At 69.5% G+C, this 20542-nt stretch carries 23 protein-coding genes; 12 read left to right on the top strand and 11 right to left on the bottom strand.

The genetic code is table 11. The features are described 5' to 3' along the window. Position 1 precedes the first annotated feature (1 nt). On the bottom strand, positions 2-1036 hold the full coding sequence (locus tag ABZ552_RS23770; protein ID WP_357439828.1) for an aldo/keto reductase: 1035 nt from the start codon (positions 1034-1036) through the stop codon (positions 2-4). Positions 1037-1149: 113 nt separating this feature from the next. Between ABZ552_RS23770 and ABZ552_RS23765 the strand changes: the two genes are divergently transcribed. Next, on the top strand, positions 1150-1782 hold the full coding sequence (locus ABZ552_RS23765; protein WP_281875752.1) for a TetR/AcrR family transcriptional regulator: 633 nt from the start codon (positions 1150-1152) through the stop codon (positions 1780-1782). Here ABZ552_RS23765 and ABZ552_RS23760 read toward each other — a convergent pair. Next, positions 1779-2372, bottom strand: coding sequence for a TIGR03086 family metal-binding protein (locus ABZ552_RS23760; protein ID WP_281875753.1), 594 nt, complete (start codon positions 2370-2372; stop codon positions 1779-1781). The genes ABZ552_RS23765 and ABZ552_RS23760 overlap by 4 nt on opposite strands. A gap of 127 nt (positions 2373-2499) precedes the next feature. On the opposite strand from ABZ552_RS23760, the gene ABZ552_RS23755 reads away from it, so the two are divergent. Both ABZ552_RS23755 and ABZ552_RS23750 read left to right on the top strand, forming a co-directional pair. Further along, entirely contained in the window at positions 2500-2748 is a 249-nt protein-coding gene (locus tag ABZ552_RS23755) for a hypothetical protein (protein WP_281875754.1), read from the top strand. Positions 2749-2878: 130 nt separating this feature from the next. Further along, positions 2879-3106: a hypothetical protein gene (locus ABZ552_RS23750; RefSeq protein WP_281875755.1), complete on the top strand. Its 228-nt coding sequence runs from the start codon at positions 2879-2881 to the stop codon at positions 3104-3106. Between the two features lie 16 nt (positions 3107-3122). Here the strand turns inward: ABZ552_RS23750 and menD are convergent, their stop codons facing one another. The 3 genes from menD to ABZ552_RS23735 form a co-directional block, all read right to left on the bottom strand. Next, positions 3123-4766, bottom strand: coding sequence for a 2-succinyl-5-enolpyruvyl-6-hydroxy-3-cyclohexene-1-carboxylic-acid synthase (gene menD, locus ABZ552_RS23745; RefSeq protein WP_281875756.1), 1644 nt, complete (start codon positions 4764-4766; stop codon positions 3123-3125). Between the two features lie 802 nt (positions 4767-5568). Next, on the bottom strand, positions 5569-6015 hold the full coding sequence (locus ABZ552_RS23740) for a hypothetical protein (protein WP_281875757.1): 447 nt from the start codon (positions 6013-6015) through the stop codon (positions 5569-5571). Between the two features lie 74 nt (positions 6016-6089). Further along, positions 6090-6746: a PaaI family thioesterase gene (locus ABZ552_RS23735; protein WP_281916488.1), complete on the bottom strand. Its 657-nt coding sequence runs from the start codon at positions 6744-6746 to the stop codon at positions 6090-6092. 188 nt (positions 6747-6934) lie between these two features. Here ABZ552_RS23735 and ABZ552_RS23730 point away from each other — a divergent pair, with 188 nt between their 5' ends. The 5 genes from ABZ552_RS23730 (at position 6935) to ABZ552_RS23710 (ending at position 11878) form a co-directional block, all read left to right on the top strand. Continuing rightward, entirely contained in the window at positions 6935-7828 is an 894-nt protein-coding gene (locus ABZ552_RS23730; protein ID WP_063017262.1) for a 1,4-dihydroxy-2-naphthoyl-CoA synthase, read from the top strand. Between the two features lies 1 nt (position 7829). Next, entirely contained in the window at positions 7830-8222 is a 393-nt protein-coding gene (locus tag ABZ552_RS23725; protein ID WP_281875759.1) for a VOC family protein, read from the top strand. A gap of 337 nt (positions 8223-8559) precedes the next feature. Then, the gene (gene menE, locus ABZ552_RS23720) at positions 8560-9720 is read left to right on the top strand and encodes an o-succinylbenzoate--CoA ligase (RefSeq protein WP_281875760.1); all 1161 of its coding nucleotides are present in this window, start codon (positions 8560-8562) and stop codon (positions 9718-9720) included. Positions 9721-10046: 326 nt separating this feature from the next. Continuing rightward, a complete protein-coding gene (locus tag ABZ552_RS23715; RefSeq protein ID WP_281916487.1) occupies positions 10047-11039 on the top strand; it encodes an ATP-binding cassette domain-containing protein in 993 nt (330 codons plus the stop codon). A 53-nt stretch (positions 11040-11092) separates the two neighbouring features. After that, on the top strand, positions 11093-11878 hold the full coding sequence (locus ABZ552_RS23710) for an ABC transporter permease (RefSeq protein WP_281881170.1): 786 nt from the start codon (positions 11093-11095) through the stop codon (positions 11876-11878). 100 nt (positions 11879-11978) lie between these two features. On the opposite strand, the gene ABZ552_RS23705 is transcribed toward ABZ552_RS23710, so the two are convergent. Further along, the gene (locus ABZ552_RS23705) at positions 11979-15305 is read right to left on the bottom strand and encodes a BTAD domain-containing putative transcriptional regulator (protein ID WP_357439772.1); all 3327 of its coding nucleotides are present in this window, start codon (positions 15303-15305) and stop codon (positions 11979-11981) included. A gap of 131 nt (positions 15306-15436) precedes the next feature. Here ABZ552_RS23705 and ABZ552_RS23700 point away from each other — a divergent pair, with 131 nt between their 5' ends. Beyond that, entirely contained in the window at positions 15437-15901 is a 465-nt protein-coding gene (locus ABZ552_RS23700; RefSeq protein ID WP_281875764.1) for an SRPBCC family protein, read from the top strand. A 96-nt stretch (positions 15902-15997) separates the two neighbouring features. Continuing rightward, a complete protein-coding gene (locus tag ABZ552_RS23695) occupies positions 15998-16867 on the top strand; it encodes a 1,4-dihydroxy-2-naphthoate polyprenyltransferase (RefSeq protein ID WP_357439767.1) in 870 nt (289 codons plus the stop codon). A gap of 92 nt (positions 16868-16959) precedes the next feature. Here the strand turns inward: ABZ552_RS23695 and ABZ552_RS23690 are convergent, their stop codons facing one another. From ABZ552_RS23690 to ABZ552_RS23670, 5 genes are all read right to left on the bottom strand, one after another. Further along, positions 16960-17343: a phage holin family protein gene (locus ABZ552_RS23690; RefSeq protein WP_281875767.1), complete on the bottom strand. Its 384-nt coding sequence runs from the start codon at positions 17341-17343 to the stop codon at positions 16960-16962. A 74-nt stretch (positions 17344-17417) separates the two neighbouring features. Next, positions 17418-17999 carry a Clp protease N-terminal domain-containing protein gene (locus ABZ552_RS23685; protein WP_281875768.1) on the bottom strand — a complete coding sequence of 194 codons (582 nt, stop codon included), beginning with the start codon at positions 17997-17999 and terminating at the stop codon, positions 17418-17420. Further along, the gene (locus tag ABZ552_RS23680) at positions 17999-18220 is read right to left on the bottom strand and encodes a helix-turn-helix domain-containing protein (protein ID WP_040870358.1); all 222 of its coding nucleotides are present in this window, start codon (positions 18218-18220) and stop codon (positions 17999-18001) included. Before ABZ552_RS23680 ends, ABZ552_RS23685 begins: the two co-directional genes overlap by 1 nt. Before the next feature lie 114 nt (positions 18221-18334). Then, the gene (locus tag ABZ552_RS23675; protein ID WP_357439763.1) at positions 18335-19420 is read right to left on the bottom strand and encodes a PLP-dependent cysteine synthase family protein; all 1086 of its coding nucleotides are present in this window, start codon (positions 19418-19420) and stop codon (positions 18335-18337) included. Continuing rightward, the gene (locus ABZ552_RS23670; protein ID WP_281875770.1) at positions 19417-19779 is read right to left on the bottom strand and encodes a DUF4229 domain-containing protein; all 363 of its coding nucleotides are present in this window, start codon (positions 19777-19779) and stop codon (positions 19417-19419) included. The genes ABZ552_RS23675 and ABZ552_RS23670 overlap by 4 nt, the downstream gene beginning before the upstream one ends. A gap of 185 nt (positions 19780-19964) precedes the next feature. On the opposite strand from ABZ552_RS23670, the gene ABZ552_RS23665 reads away from it, so the two are divergent. After that, entirely contained in the window at positions 19965-20177 is a 213-nt protein-coding gene (locus ABZ552_RS23665; protein WP_039802103.1) for a BldC family transcriptional regulator, read from the top strand. Between the two features lie 117 nt (positions 20178-20294). Further along, positions 20295-20501 carry a hypothetical protein gene (locus tag ABZ552_RS23660; RefSeq protein WP_084488442.1) on the top strand — a complete coding sequence of 69 codons (207 nt, stop codon included), beginning with the start codon at positions 20295-20297 and terminating at the stop codon, positions 20499-20501. The last annotated feature ends 41 nt before the right edge of the window (positions 20502-20542 follow it).

The following is a 20542-nucleotide window of genomic DNA, read 5'->3' as shown; positions in this document are numbered from 1 at the left end:
CCTACACCGCGGGCGGGTTCAGGCGGGTGAAGTCCGGGAGGCGGTAGTACGGGTAGTAGGGGTAGGGCGGGGTGGTTTCGCTTGCTTTGTCCAGGCGGGCGATCTGGTCGGCGTCGAGTTCCCAGCCGATCGCGCCGAGGTTCTGGCGCAGCTGCTCCTCGTTGCGGGCGCCGACGATGACGGTGGCGACGGTGGGGCGGCGCAGCAGCCAATTGAGGGCGATCTGCGGGACCGTCCTGCCGGTTTCGGCGGCCAGCTCGTCGAGGACGTCGACTACGTCGTAAAGCTTTTCGTAGTCCACCGGAGGACCGGCCTCGGCGGTCCGGTGCAGACGGCTTCCTTCCGGAAGCGGCTGCCCGCGACGGATCTTGCCGGTGAGCCTGCCCCAGCCGAGCGGACTCCAGACCACCGCGCCGACGCCTTGGTCGCGGCCCAGCGGCATGAGCTCCCACTCGTAGTCCCGCCCGACCAGCGAGTAGTAGACCTGATGCGCGACATACCTGGTCAGACCGTTGCGATCCGCCACGGCAAGGGATTTCATCAGCTGCCAGCCCGCGAAGTTCGACGCGCCGACATAGCGGATCTTGCCCGCGCGCACCAGATCGTCGAGCGCGGCGACGACTTCCTCCACCGGCGTGGCCGCGTCGAAGGCGTGCAACTGGAACAGATCGATGTAATCCGTGCCGAGTCTGCGCAGCGAACCCTCCACCGCGCCGATCAGCCTGGCCCGTCCGGAACCGGCGTCCGCCGGGCCGGGGCCGGTGGGCAGCGTCGCCTTGGTGGACAGCAGCACCCGATCACGCCTGCCTTTCACGGCGGCGCCCAGCACCTCCTCGGACGCACCGTCGGAGTAGACGTCGGCGGTGTCGAACATGCACACACCCGCGTCCAAGCTGATGTCGACCAGTCGTCGCGCCTGATCGGCGTCGGTGTCGCCCCACGCGCCGAACAGCTCGCCGCGACCGCCGAAGGTGCCCGCGCCGAAGCTCAGGGCCGGGACGTGCAGCCCCGATGCGCCGAGCCGCCGGTATTCCATTTGCGCGTCCTCCGTCCGAACGTTCACTGGACCACACTCCTAAAGGGTCTATAGTTCCGTTAACAATTCGGACAGTACACCCGTTCGCGCACAAATGAAACTGGAGTTCCGTTATGGAGTCGGAAGAAGCCACCCCGGGATCGGTTCGCCCAGGTGGACGCACAGCGCGCGTCCGCGCCGCCGTCCTGCGAGCGGCGGGCGACCTGCTGGCCGAACGCGGCTTCGCCCACCTCGACCTCGGGGAGGTCGCCGCGCGCGCCGAAGTCGGCAAGACCACCGTCTACCGCCGCTGGCGCACACCCACCGGCCTGATCGCCGACCTGCTGGTCGACATGGCCGAGCAGTCGCTGCCGCACGCCGACACCGGCTCCCTGCTCGGCGATCTCAGCGCCAACGCCCGCCTGGTCGCGAGAACACTGTCCGACCCCCGCCAAGGCAGGCTGTTTCGCGCCGTTATCGCGGCCGCCACCTGCGACGAGTCCGCCGCAACCGCACTGCGCCGCTTCTACGACGTGCGCCTCACCGAATGGTCGGCGTGTGTGGCGGCCGCCGTCGCGCGCGGCGAAGCGCCGGAGCACACCGACGCGCGCGCGGTGCTGTCGGCGGTGTCGGCCCCGCTCTATTACCGGCTGCTCGCCAGCGGCGACCCGATAGACGACGCCGCGGCGGATACGGCCGCCCGCGCCGCCGTCGACGCCGTGGCCGCGGGCACGTTCGTGCCTACGGGCTCCCCGCCGGTCGCCTAGCCGAGCACGGCCGCCGCGTTCCAGTCCGCCCGGCGGCCGGTGAAAGCGAGAACCCGCTCCAGGGCCGGCGCTTCCGCCGCGACCGGCACCACCGGGCCGAACAGCCCGGGCACACCCTCGGCCGGGGTGGCACACAGCATGTCCAGCAGGACGGCCAGATGGCCGGCGTCGCAGGTGAAGGGCTGACCGGTTGCTTTCGCGAGATCCCAGCCGTGCACGACCACCTCGTCCAGGGCGATCCTCGCCATCACCGGCGCGGGCTCGCTCACTCCGCCCGCCTCCGTCACGCCGTCCCAGGCCGTGGGCTCCCGCCACGCCGCCACCAAGGCGTCCAGCTGCGCCGGAATCCGCGCGCGCCAATCTTCCGGCAGGACGCGATCGGCAGGGGGAGGCGGCGCGACCGATCCGCCGACGGCCTCCTTGGTGGCCGACTGACGGAATGCCTCGGTCAGATCGATGACGTGCGCGAGCAGATCGCGGACCGTGGTGTCGGCGCACGGCGTCGCCGCCGCGAGCTGATCGTCGGTGATGCCGCCGACGACGCTCGCCAAAGCGGCGGCCGCGGGATCGAAGTCGAACTCGGGATTCATCCGGCCTCCTCGGGGTGTGTGAAGTCTCCGGGAATGCAGACGAAACGAGGCGGCGAAAGTAAGCGGCGGGTCGTTCCGCAACCAACTCGTAGCGGCGAAAAGCCCTGGATAAGCGGATAATTGAAAGATGAAGGGTGATCGAGTGGAGATCGTCGTCGACGTCGGCGGCGGGTCTCGCAATTACGAGATCGCGGCTACCCGGGCGGGGCGGCGGGTCGAGGTACGGATCGCGCGCGGCGTGGTGGAAGTCAGCGAAGTGACGCGATCGGGGGTGGCGGTGCGGACCGCGCGGTTCATGGCCGGGCGCACCCTCGCGGTGGTCGAGCACCCCGCGAACGGAACCGCGCCGCAAGCCGGCGAAGAGCGGCGAACATGACCGGTCCGATGCTTGCCGTAGGTGCGGACCACGGGCATCCTCGATCCAGTCGAAGTTGATCGTCCGCCTCGATTGCGGCGTCCCGTGACGGGTATGCCGATCGAGAGGCCCACGCGGAGAGGAGCGCACGATGTCAGATCCCCTTGCCGACGCGGTCCCGGAGGCCGATCTCGCCGAGCAGTCGGTTCCGGCGTACCCGGAGGAACCCGTGCTCGCCGACGACCTGCCCGAGCAGGACGACGCCGTCGGACGAGCGGTTCTGGAGCGCGACGTCTTGGAGGCGAACCCGGCGGACGTGATGGAGCAGTCCATCGCGGTTCCGCTCGACGACGACCCCGAGGACGAATTCGGCTACTGACCGGGCGCGCGCCCGGTCAGGGCTGGATCTTCGCCCGCACCGCCGCGTGCAGTTCGCGCAGGCTGGACCGCTCGGTGGCCACCTCGAGCACCCGCATGCCATGAGCACGCCCGGTCAGCTCGACGGCCAGCTGCTGCGGGTCCACCTGCCGGTGCGGGATGCGATAGGCGGCGCACAACGCGGCGAGATCCATGCCGTGCGGCGTGCCGAAGACCCGCTCGAACACCCCCGCGTACTGCGGGTCGCCCTGCTCGAGCAGTTCGAAGATGCCACCGCCGTCGTCGTTGGCGACGACGATGGTCAGATCGGCGGGCCGCGGTTCGCCGGGCCCGATCAGCAGGCCGGACGCGTCGTGCAGGAAGGTCAGGTCACCGATCAGAGCGATGGTGCGCCCGTCGTGGTGCAGCGCCGCGCCGACCGCGGTGGACACCGTGCCGTCGATACCGGCCACGCCGCGATTCGACAGCACCTTGATCCCCGGACGCGGATGCGACACCAGCGCGGCGTCGCGCACCGGGTTGGAGGCGCCGAGCAGGAGTTGATCGCCGTCGCGCAGCGCGTCCATCACGACGGCGGCGACGTGCAATCCGGTGGGTTTGGGGTGCCGTGCGAGTTCGGCGCGCACCACCTGGTCGGCTTTCGCGTTCAACTCGCGGCAGTGTTCCAGCCATTGCGCGCTGGGAGCGCCGGTGGCGACGGCGCGCGTCCCGGTGCCGACCACGTTGCCGGATACGTCGGGCCACCGCGGGCCGGTGGTCAGCGCGTAGACCCGCACGTCCGGGTCGGCGAGCACCTTCGAGACCTGCCGGTGCAGGGTGGGGCGGCCGGTGATGATCGCTTGCTTCGGCCGCAGCAGCGGCAGCGCGAGCGGATGCAGCGCGGGGCCGTGCATGGGGGCCGTGGGCTCGGCGACGGTCGGCAGTTCCGCCAACTCCGGCCGCAGCCCGGCGCCGTGTCCGGAGATCACGACCGTGTCCGGCGTGAGATCGAGATCGAGCGGGACGTCCAGGGTCGCGTACTGCGTCTCGGTCCAAGCGCACTCGCCCGCGCGGCCCGCGGGCGCCGTCTCCCCCGGCCTCAGATCCGGAACCAGCGGCTCGCGCAGCGGGACGTCGAAGTGCACCGGGCCCGCGTTGCCGGAGCGGGTGCCGCGGGCCGCGGCCAGCACCCGGCAGACCGCGGAGCGCCACTGGCTGTTCTGCTGGCCGTAGGGCGGGTGATCGGCGTCGCCCGCCTCCTCCTCCGCGAGACCGAGTGAGATGGTGGCCCGGACCTGGCTGCCGAACAGGCCGAACTGTTCCACGGTCTGATTGGCGCCGGACCCGAGCAGTTCGTAGGGCCGGTTGGCGCTGAGCACCACCAGCGGGACCCGGGCGTAGTTCGCTTCCAGCACGGCAGGCCCGAGGTTGGCCACCGCGGTCCCCGAGGTCATCACGACCGGGACCGGGAGCCGGCTCGCGATCGAGAGCCCGACGGCGAGGAAGCCCGCCGTGCGCTCATCGATCCGCATGTGCAGCCGCAGCCGCCCGGCCGCGTCGGCGGCCTGAAGGGCGAAGGCCAGCGGAGCGTTCCGGGAGCCGGGGCACAGGACGACATCCCGCACGCCCCCGCGCACGAACTCGTCGACGACGACCTGCGCTTGTGCTGTAGACGGGTTCACGCCTCCAGACTGGCAGACAGCCAACGAGAAGTCCCCGCCGGGAGGCTCGCAATCACACTGTGTCCTCGCCCACTGCCGGCTCACTCCCCGGCAGCCGGGCCCACGACGAAGCGATCGGCGACGGCGGCACCGTATCGCCTCCCGAAGCAAAGCAATGCCGGGCTCGGCGCCACTCGGCCGGCCCGCCACTCGGCGGCTCGCGGCGAAGTGTCCCGCCTCAGATGACCCACGCATACTGGGCAGCTTCACTTCAACCGCCGCACACCGAGCACTTCGCGCCGAGCCGGAACCCGGTACTCCGCCTACGCCACGCAGGATCCCGACAACCACGCCAACGACGCACCGGCCGACAGAGGACACACGGCCGCGACATCCCGGAAGCAGGCCCCATGTCGTCGCCCTACCTACTCACCCGATGGCACCGGCTCGACTCCCGGTTTCGAGCGAAGCGAGACCGAGCATCCGCCGTTCGCGCGCTGGCAAACCAACACAGCCCGGCTCACGTCCGAGCAGCCGCTGCGCAGGCGACGAAGTCACCCACCACGGCGCACGCGACGCACCGGCCGATGTCACGCGACCGCGATGCCCCGGAGGCAGAGCAGAGGTCGTCGCCCTACCTCCTCACCCGACGGCACCGGCTCGACTACCGGTTTCGAGCGAAGCGAGACCTAGCATGTTCCGTTCGCGGCCCGGCTCGCGTTCGAGTGGCCGCCGCGTCCGCGACGAAGTCGCAAGCGGTGGTCGCTCGAACGCGAGCCATAAGGGGGCCGCGAACACGCAGCGCCGCAGGCGCTGCAAGAAGTTACTTGGCGTGCTTCTCGATCAGGTCGCCGACCCGCGGCAGCGCCTCGACGACGTTCTTCTTGGCCGAGGAACGCATCGAGGAGTAGACCTTCTGCAACGCAGGGCGGCTGGAGGCCTCGGCCCGGGCGTCGGTGACGGCGAGCAACGCCTCGGCGACCTCGTCGGACTTGGCGACGAGCAGGTCGGCGAACTTGCCGTTGCCCGACGCGGTGTACTCCTGCCAGAACGGCTCCAGCTGCGCGACCAGCTTGGGCGCCAACGACTCCAGCGCATCGGGGACGATGGACGGGCTGATCTTCTTGACCGCCGCGTAGCCACCCTTCACAGCCAGGCCGGACGCACCACCCTTGTCCGACACCTCGGCGTCGAGAACCTCGACGGCATCGGCAAGGAAAGCCGGGCGCTTCGCGTCGTCGAGCAGGGATTCAGACAGTGCTGCAACCACTTTCAGGTTCCTCCGGATCGGTATCGATGAACGAGCGAGGGCAACTATACGCACCCGCGCCAGCATTCACCCGGCTACGGCTGCCACGGAAGCAACTCGACCATCAGACCTTCGCAGTCGGCGAGCAGATCGCCCTGCTCATCGAGCAATTCGGCGGTGATGAAAGTTTTTCGTCCTTCGATCCGGTCGACCCGTCCGCGAACCGTCAGTTGCGTTTCCAGCGGAGTGATCTTGCGGTAGTTCACGTGCAGGTACGCGGTGCGGCTGATCGGCCGTCCGGCGTAGTGCACGATCATGCCGAGCAGGTCGTCGAACAGCAGCGGCAGCACGCCGCCGTGCGCGGCGCCGTTGCCGCCGAGATGGAAGCGGCGGAACACGCCCGTCATCTCGATGCCGTCCGGCCCTGCCGCGACCACCTGCCACGGCAGCAGCAGGAGGCTTCCCCGTCCCGGCAATTCGACGGCGCGGCCCGCGGGCCCCTGCAGCTCGGGGGCGCGGTAGGGCTCCAGCAATTCGATCAGCTCGCGGGCTTTGGCTTGCGCGGCCCCGAAGACGTCGTCCGGCGCGTCCACGGACACCGCGAGATCCTGCAACGTCCGCATGGCTTCCACGAACCCGCCGAAGTCGGGCCCGACCTTCGCCGGCCTGACCTTCGGGAACCCGCCGTGCTTCTCGTACCGAGACCCGTCCACCGCGCTCCGGTCTATAACCGGTTTCACTCGCTCGCTCATACCTGCACGGTAACGCGTAGTTTTACACCGTCAAATCGAGGTCTCGCCGATCCCGGGGCGAATAGCCGGGGTTCGTGGCGACCGCACCGCATTGCCGACTTCCGGGGCCGAGGCGCTCGCACCCGGGATAGTCGCGGCTCACGGGCCCGACCACGACTTTCGAGCCGCGCGCGACCTAGCATTGCCCGGTGACGTTCAATCCGAAGCTGTGGCGGCCCGTTCCGGGATTCGAGAACCTGACCGACATCACCTATCACCGGCACATCGAGCAGGGCACCGTGCGAGTGGCGTTCGACCGGCCGGAGGTGCGCAACGCGTTCCGTCCGCACACGGTCGACGAACTCTACCGGGCACTCGACCACGCCCGGATGACAGCGGATGTCGGCGCGGTGCTGCTCACCGGCAACGGCCCCAGCCCGAAGGACGGCGGCTGGGCCTTCTGCTCCGGCGGTGACCAGCGCATTCGCGGCCGTAGCGGGTACCAGTACGCCAGTGGCGAGACGGCGGACACGGTCGACCAGGCCCGCGCGGGCCGCCTGCACATCCTGGAGGTGCAGCGGCTGATCCGTTTCATGCCGAAGGTGGTGATCGCGCTGGTGAACGGTTGGGCCGCGGGCGGCGGCCACAGCCTGCACGTGGTCTGCGACCTCACCTTGGCCAGCCGCGAGCACGCGCGTTTCAAGCAGACCGACGCCGACGTGGGCAGTTTCGACGGCGGTTACGGCAGCGCGTACCTGGCCAAGATGGTCGGCCAGAAGTTCGCGCGGGAGATCTTCTTCCTCGGTCGTCCGTACACCGCCGAGGAGATGCACCAGATGGGCGCGGTGAACAAGGTCGTCGATCACGCCGAACTGGAGGACGTCGCCCTGGAGTGGACCGCCGACATCAACGGCAAATCGCCGCAGGCGCAGCGCATGCTGAAGTACGCGTTCAATTTGCTGGACGACGGGCTGGTGGGCCAGCAACTGTTCGCAGGCGAGGCGACCAGGATGGCCTACATGACCGACGAAGCCGTCGAAGGCCGCGACGCGTTCCTGCAGAAACGCAAGCCGGACTGGACCCCCTACCCCTGGTACTTCTGACATGGACATCCTCAGCAGCCGGATCATCCTGCGGCCCGCCGACTACGAGGCCACGCTCGCGTTCTATCGGGACGGGCTGGAGCTGGCCGTCGCGCGGGAGTATCCGGGCGGCACGGTCTTCTTCGCCGGACAGTCGCTGATCGAGGTGGCCGCGCACGGCGGGTCGGGCAGGTCGTCGTCGTTCGAGGGCGCGATCTGGCTCCAGGTGCGCGACGTGTCGGACGCCGCCGCGGAACTGGCGCTGAAGGGCATCGCGATCGATCGGGCCCCGGTCGAGGAGCCGTGGGGTTTGCACGAGATGTGGGTGCGCGATCCCGACGGTGTGCCGATCGTGTTCGTTGAGGTTCCGCCGACCCATCCGATCCGGCGGGATTCCCGCTGGCCGGCGTCGTAACAACGGTTCCGTTCGGTAGTTGCGCGGGCCGCGCCGAGTTGCCAACGTGTCGACCGGCGAGGACGATAACGCTCGGATGGCCACCCGACCGCCGACGTTTGGGCCGGCTGTGTCCGTGTCCCGTCCGACGAGTGAATCGCAGTCTCGATGTCTGTCGTATCCGAGCCCCGATCCGACCGGGTGGCCGCGCCGCGGGTGCGCCACTCCGGCAGACCGACCCGTTCCGCACGCGGCGACGCGGGCATGACACGATCCCTACCGTGAGGGAGTGCAGCGAGCGAGCCATGGGCACTGCGGCTCTGGGCACCACCGAGTCCGGCGAGCGGCGAGGCACGGCATGACCAAGACACTGCGTACCTTGCCGATGCCCACCGGGTCCGGTCTCGGCGACGTCATGCCCCACCTGCGAGAGGCGCTGGAAGGTAGCGGGGCGGCGTGGCTGCCCATTCCCACCAGCGATCGGCGTGAGGCCAGACGCCTGAGCGACGCCTTGTCGCCGGGCGAGCCGATCGATGAGGACATCGCTCTGGTGGTGACCACCTCCGGCACCACCGGCGTGCCGAAGGGCGCGATGCTCAGTTCGGCCGCCCTGCGCGCCAGCGGCACCGCGACCCACGACCGGCTCGGCGGCCCCGGCAACTGGTTGCTGGCCCTGCCGACCCATCACATCGCCGGCATCCAGGTGCTGTTGCGCAGCATCCTGGCGGGAACCGAGCCCACCGTGCTGGACGTATCCGGCGGGTTCCTGCCGGAGGCTCTTGGTGGCGCCATCTCGGGTATGCGCGGGGAACGCCGCTACACCGCCCTGGTGCCGACCCAGTTGATCAAGGCGCTCGAGTCGCCGGTCGCCACCACCGCGCTGGCCGAGCTCGACGGCGTGCTGGTGGGCGGCGCGGCCACTCCGCTGCCGGTCTACGAGCGCGCGCGAGCCGCGGGCATTACCGTGGTGCGCACCTACGGCATGAGCGAGACGTGCGGCGGCTGCGTGTACGACGGCGTGCCGCTGGAGGGCACGAAGGTCCGCATCGAAGAGGGCCGGGTCGTGCTGGGCGGCGCGATGATCGCCTCGGGTTACCGCAATCAGCCCGACCATCCCGCCTTCGCCGAACCGGGCTGGTTCCGCACCGAGGACGCGGGCACCTTCGACCACGGCGTACTGAGCATCACCGGACGGCTCGACGAGGCCATCACGACCGGCGGCTTGCTGGTTATTCCGCAGGTCGTCGAGGCCGTGCTGATCAATCACCCGGCGATCCGCGAGGTGGTCGTGCTCGGCCTGCCCGACGAACGACTCGGCCAGCGCGTCGCCGTCGCGGTGATCCCCGCACCCGGCGCCACACCCGACCTGGCCGAGCTGCGCGAGTACGTCGCCGACGAACTCGACTCCATCGCGGCCCCCCGCGAACTCGCCGTCCTCGACGAGTTCCCCCTCCGCGGCCCCGGCAAGCCCGACCGCGCCAAACTCCGCGAATACCTGCTGGCCGACTCGAGCCGCTAGCGGATCACCGAGCAGCGCCCACGACTCGCGCTGCCCACAGCTACGACCGCTGACTCCATGCGGCTACCGAGTGGCAGCGGCACTTCGATGCTCGCTCGATCCGAAACCGGGCATGGATCGAGCGAGCTGGTTCTCAGGGCCGGTCACTACAGCCGGACGCCGTTGACCACCAGCGCGACCCCGCAAGGCCGCATCCTGAGAACTCGGCAGTCGACGACTTCTGCGCGCAAGCGACTGAGGGCCGCCAACACGCCGCGACGCAGTCGCGGCCGATGTGACAGCGCTGTGCAAGAGCCGTGCAAGTCGGGGTGTCCACAGTTGTCCACATGACTTCTTTCGCACCAACTTCAGCGCTCGCCGTCGAGGCGGACGGCCTGGTCAAGGTGTTCGGGGAACAGCGAGCCGTCGACGGCGTGAGCCTGGCGGTGCCGCAGGGCTCGGTGTACGGCGTGCTCGGTCCGAACGGCGCAGGCAAGACCACGACCATCCGCATGCTGGCGACCCTGCTGCGACCGGACGGCGGCAGTGGCCGCATCTTCGGCCACGACGTGGTCGCGGAGCCGACGGCCGTCCGTTCGCTCATCGGCGTCACCGGGCAGTACGCCTCCGTCGACGAGGACCTTTCGGCCACCGAGAACCTGATCATCTTCTCCCGCCTGCTCGGCCTGAGCCGGATCGATGCCCGTCGTAAGGCGGCCGACCTGCTGGAAGAGTTCGACCTCACCGAGGCGGCGGACAAACCGCTGCGGAACTTCTCCGGCGGCATGCGGCGCCGGCTGGATCTGGCGGCCAGCCTGATCGCGACACCGCCGCTGCTGTTCCTGGACGAACCCACCACCGGACTCGACCCGCGCACCCGCGCCCAGATGTGGGAGACCATCCGCCGCCTCGTCCGTGCAGGCGCGACGGTGCTGCTCACCACGCAGTATCTGGACGAGGCCGACCAGCTGGCCGACCGGATCGCGGTGATCGACCGCGGCAAGGTGATCGCCGACGGCACGGCCGACGAGCTGAAGGCCTCGGTGGGCGGCTCGTCGCTGCACCTGACCCTGATCGATCGCGGTCAGATCGACGAGGCGCGCCGCATCATCGGCGATTTCCTCGGCGTCGAAGCGCAGATCACCCCGGAGGCCGGGCGGCTCACCGCCCCGCTCACCGACGCAGGCGTCACCGCCGACCTGCTGATCCGCCTGCGCGAGTGGGAGATCGGCGTCGACGAGATCACCGTGACGAAGCCGAGCCTGGACGAGGTCTTCCTCACCATCACCGGCCACCCCGCCGACGACACCACCGACGAATCCGAGAGGAGCGCGGCGTGACCACCACCACCACCATCACCGCGACCGAGACACGCCGAGCGGCGCCGACGAGAATTCCCGAAGTGAGCAACCGCGTTCCGCTCGCCCAGGCGGCGGCGAACTCGTTCACCATGGCCTACCGCGGTCTGCTGAAGATCAAGCACAAGCCCGAGCAACTGTTCGACGTGACGGTGCAGCCGATCCTGTTCACCGCCTTGTTCGCCTACATCTTCGGTGGCGCCATCGGCGGCAGCGTGCGCGACTACCTGCCGGTCCTGATCCCCGGGATCCTGGTGCAGACCGTGGTGCTCACCTCGGTCGTCACCGGCACCCAGTTGCGCGAGGACATGGATAAGGGCGTTTTCGACCGGTTCAAATCCCTGCCCATCGCCCGCATTTCCGCGCTGGCGGGCGCGCTGCTGGCGGACATGGTCCGCTACGTCATCGCGACCGTGCTCACCATCGTCGTCGGGGTCGCCATCGGCTATCGCCCGGAGGGCGGCGTGGTCGGGGTCGTCGCGGCGGGCCTGGTCATCGTGATCTGCTCGTTCGCGATCAGCTGGATCTGGGCGCTGGTCGGGGTCACCGGCAAGAGCGCGGCGGGCGTGCAGGGCATCTCGATGATGATCATGTTCCCGCTGACCTTCATGTCCGGCGCCTTCGCGCTGGTGAGCACGATGCCGGGCTGGATGCAGGGCCTCAATCACGTGAACCCCGTGTACTACATGGTGAACGCGTGCCGCGGCTTGATGAACGGCGCCGGCTTCGGCGGCGACCTCGCCTGGTCGCTGATCGGCGCGGTGGTCGTCATCGCGATCTTCGCTCCGCTCACGGTCAAGGCGTACATGCGGCGGGCGTGAGCCATCCGCACATGGAGCAGGCCGGGTGACCACGGTTACCCGGCCTGTTTCCGCGGATCAGCTCGATCCGCACGCCGGTGCCGTTGTGGCGGACGAGTGGTCAGCGGGCGGCGCTCAGGCTTTGCAGCATCCGCATGATGCGGTCGGCGGAATCGTTCCGGCGAAGATGGCCGAGGCGGCTGCGGGCTTCCGCGACTTGGGCGGCGCCGAGTATCGCGATCGCCGCGTCCAGGTGCCGTTGCCAGCGCATCGAGGGAAAATCCTGTCGGCAGAACACGTTCGGGGCCAGCACCAATAAGTCGAGACCGATGCTCGGCTCACGGTCGGCGGCGACGAGGTACGAGCCGATCGCGCACGCGACGGCGCCGATCTGCGGCAGGTCTCGATATTGGCTCATCGTCGGCACGGTGAGCTCGGCCAGCTGTGCCGACAGGACCGCCGCTGCGCCCGCCTCGCCGTGCAGTACCTGCGCGCCGAGCGCCGCCGCGGCGAGCATGAGGGCGCCGGGTCCGGGGCCGAGGGCGTTGTCCGGCCAGCCGAACAGCTCCAGCGCGCGCTCGTAGCGAGCGGATCCGCCCGCGATGTCGCCCTCCGCGTACGCCAGCTCGGCCGAACTCTGCATCACCGTGGACAGCAGCCGATTCCGTCCCAGGGACGAGCTGTCCAGGTCCGGCGTGCCGAACGCGAGGTCGAGTTCGCGCCGGGCCTGCTCCAGCTCGCCGATGCCGACCAGCGAAGCCACCAGCAGGCTGCGGATCTCCACGGTGTCCTCGTAGGCGCCGAGCCGTTGCAGCACGTCGAGCGCGCGGCGGTAATAGGTCGCGGATTCGGCGTACTGGGCGATCTGTCCACAGACCTGTCCGAGGTGCCTGCTCACCATGGCCACGCTCCAGACGTTCTCGCGCCCGAGCACATCCAGCGCCTTGATCGCGTCGATCGTGGAGCCGCGCACGTCGCCGAGGTTCTCTCGCATGTTGGCCCGCAACAGCAGCGCCGAGGCCCTGGTCTCCGGATCGTCCGTGCGGACCGCCTCGGCGAGCAGCCTGCCGATTCCGCGTCCGTCGGCCCTGGTGAGCACGACCCGGCCGATGAAGCGGCTGTTCTCGGTGAGTTCTACGCCGGGGCGGAGCAATCGGCGCACGCGCAGGCGCAGTTCGGCGAGTGCCCGGGCGCTGCCGTTGGTGTAGGCGAGATGCAGGAACATCATCTGATAGGTGACGAGCACGAGGTCCGCACGCGGACCTTCGCGCCCGAGATCGGCCGCATCCAATTCGATGACCCGCTGGGCCCACGCGATCACTTCCGTATGCGATCCACGGATCACCCACAGCGTGCCGACGACGGGGAACACCGTGTAGGCCGTCGCGGCGTCCCTTCGTTCGATGGCGCAGCGCAGCGCGGCGAGCAAGTTGTCCAGTTCCGCCGCCACGGATAGCGCGAGGTGGAACTGATCGCCGGTCGTGTACCGGCTCGCCACGTCATCGGCGTAGTTTTTGGCCCACCGCAGCATTCGGGTATCGACCGCTTCCGGCTCCCCCGCGGCGGCGGTCAGCTGCTCTTCGCCGAATTCCCGCACCGTCTCCAGCATCCGGTAGCGGGTGCCGAGCGCCGCGTCGTCCAGCACGGTGAGCAGCGATTGATTGACCAGGCCGTCGACGGCCGCGGCGACATCGATCACGTCGGCTCCGCCCGCGACCGCCTCGGCGGCGGACAGCGTGAAACCGGCCGGGAACCGGCACAATCGGCGCAGCGTCGCCTGCTGTTCGCGGTCGAGTAGGTTCCAGCTCCACTCGATCACCGCGTGCAGGGTGCGATGTCGTTCGGGCGAGCTGCGGTCGCCGTGACGCAGCAGCGCGAATCGGTCGGCCAATCGCTCGTTGATCTCCTCGACGCTCATCGCCCGGACCCGGGCGGCGGCCAGCTCGATGGCCAGCGGCAGCCCGTCGAGCGTGTGGCAGAGCTGGGCGACGATCTCCGGGTCGAGCCGGACCGCGGGGCGCACGGCCCTGGCGCGCGCGGCGAACAGCTCGGTGGCGGGTGAGCCCGCCGGGTCGATGGTCAGCGGCGGCAGCGGATACACGGTCTCGGCGGTGATCGCTAGCGGCGAGCGGCTCGTGGTGAGCACGGTCAGCCGGGGCGCGAGGCCGATCAGGTCGGCGACCACCACGGCGACGGCGTCGATCAGGTGCTCGCAGTTGTCCAGGATCAGCAGCATCGGGCGCGCCGACACCGCGTCACGCAACCGCCTGCGCAGATCGACGGACTGCCCGGAGCGCAGCGTCGCCGTGTCGAAGGTGACCTCGCTGAGGCCGAGCACCGCGGCGATCGCCGCCTCGATCTCGACCCCGGCGTCGCCGCCCTCGGCCCGCACCGAGGCCAGCTCGACCAGGGCCACCGGGCGGGTCCGCGCCACCCGCGCGCCGAGCTCGTTGGCGACTCTGGTCTTGCCCGCGCCACCCGGTCCGAGCACGGTCACCACCCGGCAGGTGTGCAGCAGGTCGGTCAGCGCGGCGAGATCGTCCGTCCGGCCGAGCAGCGCGTTCGGGGCGGCGCGCAGCCCCATCGCGACGGGCGGTGGGTCCGCGGAGGTGGAAGCCTCGGTCGGGGGCAGGAAACGGGCCGCCGACCCGCCACGCGAATTCCCGTCCGCCACCGGCGGCACGGTGAGCCCGGTCGGCTCGCCGCGCAGGATTGCCGTGTGCGCCGCGGAAAGCGCGGGCCCGGGATCGGCGCCGAGCTGGTCGACCAGCCGGGAGCGGAAGGCCGCGAACGATTCCAGCGCCTCGTTCGCCCGTCCCGCCGCGGCGAGCAGACGCATCAGGGTCACCTGCGCGGGTTCGTCCAGCGGATCGGCGGCGGCGCGTCCACGAGCCAGAGCCAAGGCCCCGTCGACGTCGCCGCCGGCTTCACGTGCGGCGAGTTCGAGCTCGTCGAGTTCGGCGAGACGCCGCCCGGCCGCGACGCGCAGCTCGTCGGCCAGATCACCCGGCGGCAGATCCGCACCGGGATCCCCGCGCCACAGCGCCCGCGCCCCCGCGATCTCCGCCAGGCAGCCGGCGAGATCACCTGCGGCGTGCAGCCCGCGTGCCCGCGTCACACGCACGCCCACCGACGACAAATCGACCTGTTCGGCGGCGAGCGTCAACCGATATCCCGCCGGGCCGATCTCCAGCGCGCCCTCCGGCAGCGCCGACCGCAACCGGGACACCTGGGTGTGCAGCGCGTTCATCGGCGCCCGCGGCGGCTGTTCGCCCCAGACGTCCACGATCAGCGCTTGCGCGCCGCGACTGCGGCCGGGCCGCAGGGCCAGCGCGGTGAGCAGGAGCCGGGAGCGCGCGCCGGGCAGCGGCGTCAGCGTCCCGTCGCGACGCAGCGCGACCTCGCCCAGCAGGGCCACCACGACCGATTCGCCTGCGGGCGTCGTCACTACTCGACTGTGGCCGTGCGGGCCGCTGTGCTCCGGAAACATCCCGCGGTCATCGTAGGCGAGCGGGCCGGACGGAGCCGACACGATTTCTTTGCCGCGACTGTGAGCGATCGGTCGCATAGTCTGACCCCATGGCTGAGTTCGAGGTGGTCCGATCGGCCGTGATCACGGCCGACCCCGCGCGTGTGCACGGGCTGATCAACGACTTCCACAAATGGGTCGAGTGGTCGCCGTGGGAAGATCTCGATCCCCAGCTGCAGCGCAGTTATTCCGGCGCCGACTCCGGTGTGGGTGCGCGCTATGCCTGGAGCGGCAACCGCAAGGCCGGCGCGGGCAGCATGGAGATCATCGGCAGCGCCGACCGCGAGATCGGGGTGCGCCTGGAATTCCTGAAGCCGATGAAGGCGACCAATATGGTGACCTTCCTCCTGGCCCCGGTCGAGACCGGCACCGAGGTGACCTGGCGTATGACCGGGCAGCAGACCGGCCTGATGGGCGTCATCGGCAAGTTCATCCCGATGGACAAGTTCGTCGGCCGCGACTTCGAGAAGGGACTCGCGCGCCTGCAGGAGGCGGCGACCGCCGAAACCGCCTGATCGCCGCGCGCGCACCAGGCGGTAGCTCCGCCTTCGCTCCGGCCGTGCGCGGGCTGAAGACGGACCGCGTCCGACTGCGCCCATTATGCTGCGAATATGGCTACTGCAGCGCAATGGATCGAAGGCGCGCGTCCTCGCACCCTGCCGAACGCGATCGCCCCGGTGCTCGCCGGGACCGGCGCCGCCGCGTCCGTCGACGGTGCGGTGTGGTGGAAAGCGATTCTCGCGCTGCTCGTTTCGCTGGCGCTGATCGTCGGCGTGAACTACGCCAACGACTACTCCGACGGCATCCGCGGCACCGACGACGTCCGGGTCGGCCCGCTGCGTCTGGTCGGGCAGAAGCTGGCCTCTCCCACCGCGGTGAAAACCGCGGCCATCGTCAGCCTCGTCATCGGCGCGGTCTTCGGTTTGGTGCTGGTGCTCACCAGCGCGTGGTGGCTGCTGCTCATCGGTGCTGCCTGCCTGGCCGGCGCCTGGTACTACACCGGAGGCAGCAACCCGTACGGCTACAGCGGGTTCGGCGAAGTGGCGGTGTTCGTCTTCTTCGGCTTGGTCGCCGTGCTCGGCACCCAGTTCGTGCAGGCGGGCCGGATCGACTGGGTGGGCGCGCTGCTCGCGATCGCGGTGGGCGCGTTCTCCAGCGCCGTGCTGGTCGCGAACAACCTGCGCGACATCCCCACCGACACCGGCTCCGGAAAGGTCACCCTCGCGGTGAAACTCGGCGACCCGCGCACCCGCACCCTGCACCTCGCGCTGCTCACGGTGCCGTTCCTCGTGACGTTGGCGCTGATCGCCCGCACGCCGTTGGCCCTGGCCGGACTGCTCGCGGTCCCGCTCGCCGTACGCGCCAACGCGCCGGTGCGCGGCGGCAAGGGCGGCTTGGAACTGATTCCCGCGCTGCGGGACTCCGGCCTGGCTCTGCTGGTGTGGTCGGCCGTCACCGCGCTGGCGGTCGGGCTGGGCTAGCGCCCGCAGCCTTGCACCGGCCGCGGGCCGCCGCGCCGACCCGCTGACGGCCTCCGCGCGGAACGTGACCACGCGTGCGCCGGCGCCGCGAATCAGTCCTCGTCCGGAACCAGGATGCCGAGCACCCAGTTCACGATCGAGACGATGATGCCGCCGACCACCGCGGCCCAGAAACCCTCTACGCGCAGGCCGTATTCGGTGAACGCCTCGGTGATCTCGGCGGTCAGCCACAGCATGAGCGCGTTGATCACCAGCAGGAACAGGCCGAGCGTCACGATCACCAGTGGTAGCGACAGTAACTTCACGATCGGCTTCACCACCGCGTTCACCGCCGTGAACACCGCGGCCACCGCGAGGACGACACCGATCTTCGCACCGTTGCCGCCTTCGGGAGCGAGGATGTCGATCTTGTCGACCCAGAAGGCGGCCAGCCAGATGGCCACCGCGTTGATGATCAACCGAATCACGAGCTGCATGGCCCAATGCTAGGCGTCCGACGCGGACACGCGCCGCCGGAAAACCCGAACTCCGGCAGCGCATCCCCGCCGGCTCAGGCCGCACGGTCGAGCAGCGCGTGCACTTTGGGCCGCAACTCCTGGATCACGGTGGGGCCGCCGAACAGGCGCACCGTCGTCTGGTTGGGAGCGCGCAGGATGCCGAGCAGCACGTGCCCGGATTCGATCGTCTTGTCCTTGCGGCCGAGCGCCTCACGCAGGGAGAGTTCGAGCACTTTCTTCGCTTCCTTCGTGAACGGAATGTGCCCGTAGTAGCCGCCGCGGCTCCAGGGGAACGGCCCACGTCGCGGGTCCGGTGCGGCGCGGTCGAGCGCGTCCTCACCGAAATTCGCTTCCAGCGATTCCCGGACGGCGTCCAGATCGATGCCGATGGAACGCAACGCCTCGGCGTCCTCGGGACCGAGCGGCACACCGTTGCCCTGTTCGGCCAGCGCGCGGCGCACGCCGTCGCGAGTGAGTCCCGCCTCCGCGAGCAATTCCGTCATCGCCGGCTCGGCCTGCGCGAGCAGTCCGAGCAGCACGTGTTCGACCTCGATATTCGACGCGTGGAGTTCGCGCGCGTCCTCCTGGGCGGTGACGATCGCCGTGCGCGCCGACCTGCTGAACCGTTCGAACATCAGCGGCTCCTGCCTTTCCGGTTGTATTTCTGGTGGACCGCCTGCTTGCTGACCTCGAGCGCTTCCGCGATCGCCTGCCAGGACCAGCCCTGGGCACGGGCGTTGGCCACCTGGATCGCTTCGAGACGTTCGAGCAGCCTGCGTAGGGCGAGCACCGCGCGCAGCCCGACCTTGGGATCGGGGCTGCCCGCGGCGGCCGCCAGAGTGGTTGCTTCCGTCATGCCGTCAATTTTGATTGACACCGGCGCGCGGTGTCAACAAAAATTGACGACACAAGGCACGGCAGCGCCCCGTTCCGCTTTCGGCGAACAGCACCTATGCGAGGCGCGAACCGATCAGGCGTCCCAGACCCCGGTCGCCATGAACTTCTCCAAGACCGCGATGGGCGCGGCGAGATCCAATCCCTGGCGCGCAACCCACGCATCGTCGAAATACGTTCCCGCGTAACGATCTCCGCCATCGCACAGCAGGGTGACGACACTGCCGCCCCGGCCTTCGGCGAGCATCTCGGCGATCAGGGCGAAGACGCCCCACAGGTTGGTCCCGGTCGATCCACCGACTCGGCGGCCGAGCCGCGCGCTCGCGAACCTGGCCGCCGCGATGGACGCCGCGTCGGGCACCTCGAACATGCGGTCCACCACCTGGCCGACGAACGAGGGCTCCACGCGCGGGCGGCCGATGCCCTCGATCCGGGAGGGCATTCCGGTCTGATAGGCCGCGTCCCCGGTCTCGTAACCGCCATAGAAAGCGGAGTTCTCCGGATCGACCACGGCCAGTTTCGTCGCGTGCCTGCGGTAACGGACGTAGCGGCCGATTGTCGCGCTGGTGCCGCCGGTGCCCGCACCGACCACGATCCATTCCGGCACCGGGTTGGTCTCCAACGCCATCTGCTGGAAGATCGACTCGGCGATGTTGTTGTTGCCCCGCCAGTCGGTGGCGCGCTCGGCGTGGGTGAACTGGTCCATGTAGTGACCACCGCACTCGGCGGCCAGCCGCGCGGCCTCGGTGTACATGTCCGGCGGGCGCCGCACGAAATGGCAGTGTCCGCCCTGCGCCTCGATCAGCGCGATCTTCTGCGGGGAAGTGCTCGCCGGCATCACCGCGACGAAATCCAGGCCGAGCAGCTTCGCGAAGTAGGCCTCGCTGACCGCGGTCGAACCGGAGGACGCCTCCACCACGGTCGTCCCCTCGGTGACCCAGCCGTTGCAGATCGCGTACAGGAACAGCGAGCGGGCCAGGCGGTGCTTGAGGCTGCCGGTGATGTGGGTGGACTCGTCCTTGAGATAGAGCTGGACGTTCCACCCGGCAGGCAGCGGATAGCGCAGCAAGTGGGTGTCCGCGCTGCGCTGGGCGTCGGCGTCGATCAGCCGCACCGCGTTGTCGACCCAATCTCGCGGTGCGGTGTGATCACAGGACTTCACGAAGAGGTCCCCGCCTCCGGCGGAGTGGGCGGCTCGTCGCCGCGCAACCTGGCCCGAAGCTCGGCCTTGTCGCGTCGCCTGCGCTCGTCGACCAGGGCGATGTCCTCGTTCACCTTGGCCCGCAGCCGCTTGAACAGGGTCAGCGACAGCGGCATCGCGATGATCAATGCGAACAGGGCCGCGACCACCAAGGGGATGTCCACCGACACCAGCCGCGCGGCCAGCACGATCAGCGCGGTGAGCACTACCACGAGACCCAACCTGGCGACGGTGTAAAGCGCCAGATTGCGGGCCAACCGACGACCTGCGCCAGCCGTTTGCTGTCCGGAAGCACCTTTTGGTGGAGTTGCGTCACGCACATCCCTCAGCCTATGCGAAGCTGTTGCCCGCCCCCGGTGCACGCCCAACAGCCGGGGGTGGGGCGCACATCCGTTTTGTCTATTACCTCCCCTTTACCAACTGTAGGTGGTTCGAGTACCTAGGGGTTTCAGTGCGACGATGGCGCCATCTGATGAGGGAACTGTCGAGAACGGAGAGGTTTGCTATGACTGCGATCACCGTCGGCGGCCAGGACACCCTGCTGACTCCGGGCCAGGTTGCTGCCCTGTTCCACGTCGACCCCAAGACCGTGACGCGCTGGGCCCACGCCGGGCGCCTCGGGTCGCTGCGCACACCGGGCGGACATCGCCGGTTCCGCGAATCGGAAGTACTCCAGCTGCTCAAGTCGCTGACCACCGAGGCGACCGCAGCACGCTGATCGCAGGGCGCGCGGACCTGTCGTGCTCGGGTCCGCGCTCGCCCGCAGACCATTTTCGCGTCTGCGGTGCGCGGGAGTCACGTCCGCGGCTACCCTCGTAACCAGGAGGTGAGCGACGTGACGTACTTGTTGGCACTCATCGCGGTGGTGGCGATAGCGGTGCTGTGCTGGAAGGCGTTCGGCCCCGAGCGGACTGGACCCACTGCCCCGCAGACGCGTTCACCACAGCGCAAGCGCGTCATCGGACCCGACGACGACCCGGAGTTCCTCTGGCGACTATCTCGCCAGCACCGTGACGGCGAGTCCGGTTCCACCGAGCGCTGATCGTTTTCGCGTCACCCGCGCGATAGCACGCGTCCAGCGGC

Origin of the sequence: Nocardia sp. NPDC019219 (genome assembly GCF_040632645.1) — a bacterium.
Classification (GTDB): Bacteria; Actinomycetota; Actinomycetes; order Mycobacteriales; family Mycobacteriaceae; genus Nocardia; species Nocardia sputorum.
This window is presented reverse-complemented; position numbering and strand designations above follow the sequence as displayed.

Coding starts and splice junctions, on each gene's coding strand:
- ABZ552_RS23760 (WP_281875753.1), bottom strand. CDS start 2,372: ATGAATCCCGAGTTCGACTTCGATCCCGCGGCCGCCGCTTTGGCGAGC.
- ABZ552_RS23695 (WP_357439767.1), top strand. CDS start 15,998: ATGGCTACTGCAGCGCAATGGATCGAAGGCGCGCGTCCTCGCACCCTG.
- ABZ552_RS23690 (WP_281875767.1), bottom strand. CDS start 17,343: ATGCAGCTCGTGATTCGGTTGATCATCAACGCGGTGGCCATCTGGCTG.
- ABZ552_RS23755 (WP_281875754.1), top strand. CDS start 2,500: ATGAAGGGTGATCGAGTGGAGATCGTCGTCGACGTCGGCGGCGGGTCT.
- ABZ552_RS23765 (WP_281875752.1), top strand. CDS start 1,150: ATGGAGTCGGAAGAAGCCACCCCGGGATCGGTTCGCCCAGGTGGACGC.
- ABZ552_RS23735 (WP_281916488.1), bottom strand. CDS start 6,746: ATGAGCGAGCGAGTGAAACCGGTTATAGACCGGAGCGCGGTGGACGGG.
- ABZ552_RS23715 (WP_281916487.1), top strand. CDS start 10,047: ATGACTTCTTTCGCACCAACTTCAGCGCTCGCCGTCGAGGCGGACGGC.
- ABZ552_RS23700 (WP_281875764.1), top strand. CDS start 15,437: ATGGCTGAGTTCGAGGTGGTCCGATCGGCCGTGATCACGGCCGACCCC.
- ABZ552_RS23750 (WP_281875755.1), top strand. CDS start 2,879: ATGTCAGATCCCCTTGCCGACGCGGTCCCGGAGGCCGATCTCGCCGAG.
- ABZ552_RS23685 (WP_281875768.1), bottom strand. CDS start 17,999: ATGTTCGAACGGTTCAGCAGGTCGGCGCGCACGGCGATCGTCACCGCC.
- ABZ552_RS23680 (WP_040870358.1), bottom strand. CDS start 18,220: ATGACGGAAGCAACCACTCTGGCGGCCGCCGCGGGCAGCCCCGATCCC.
- menE (WP_281875760.1), top strand. CDS start 8,560: ATGACCAAGACACTGCGTACCTTGCCGATGCCCACCGGGTCCGGTCTC.
- ABZ552_RS23770 (WP_357439828.1), bottom strand. CDS start 1,036: ATGGAATACCGGCGGCTCGGCGCATCGGGGCTGCACGTCCCGGCCCTG.
- ABZ552_RS23725 (WP_281875759.1), top strand. CDS start 7,830: ATGGACATCCTCAGCAGCCGGATCATCCTGCGGCCCGCCGACTACGAG.
- ABZ552_RS23665 (WP_039802103.1), top strand. CDS start 19,965: ATGACTGCGATCACCGTCGGCGGCCAGGACACCCTGCTGACTCCGGGC.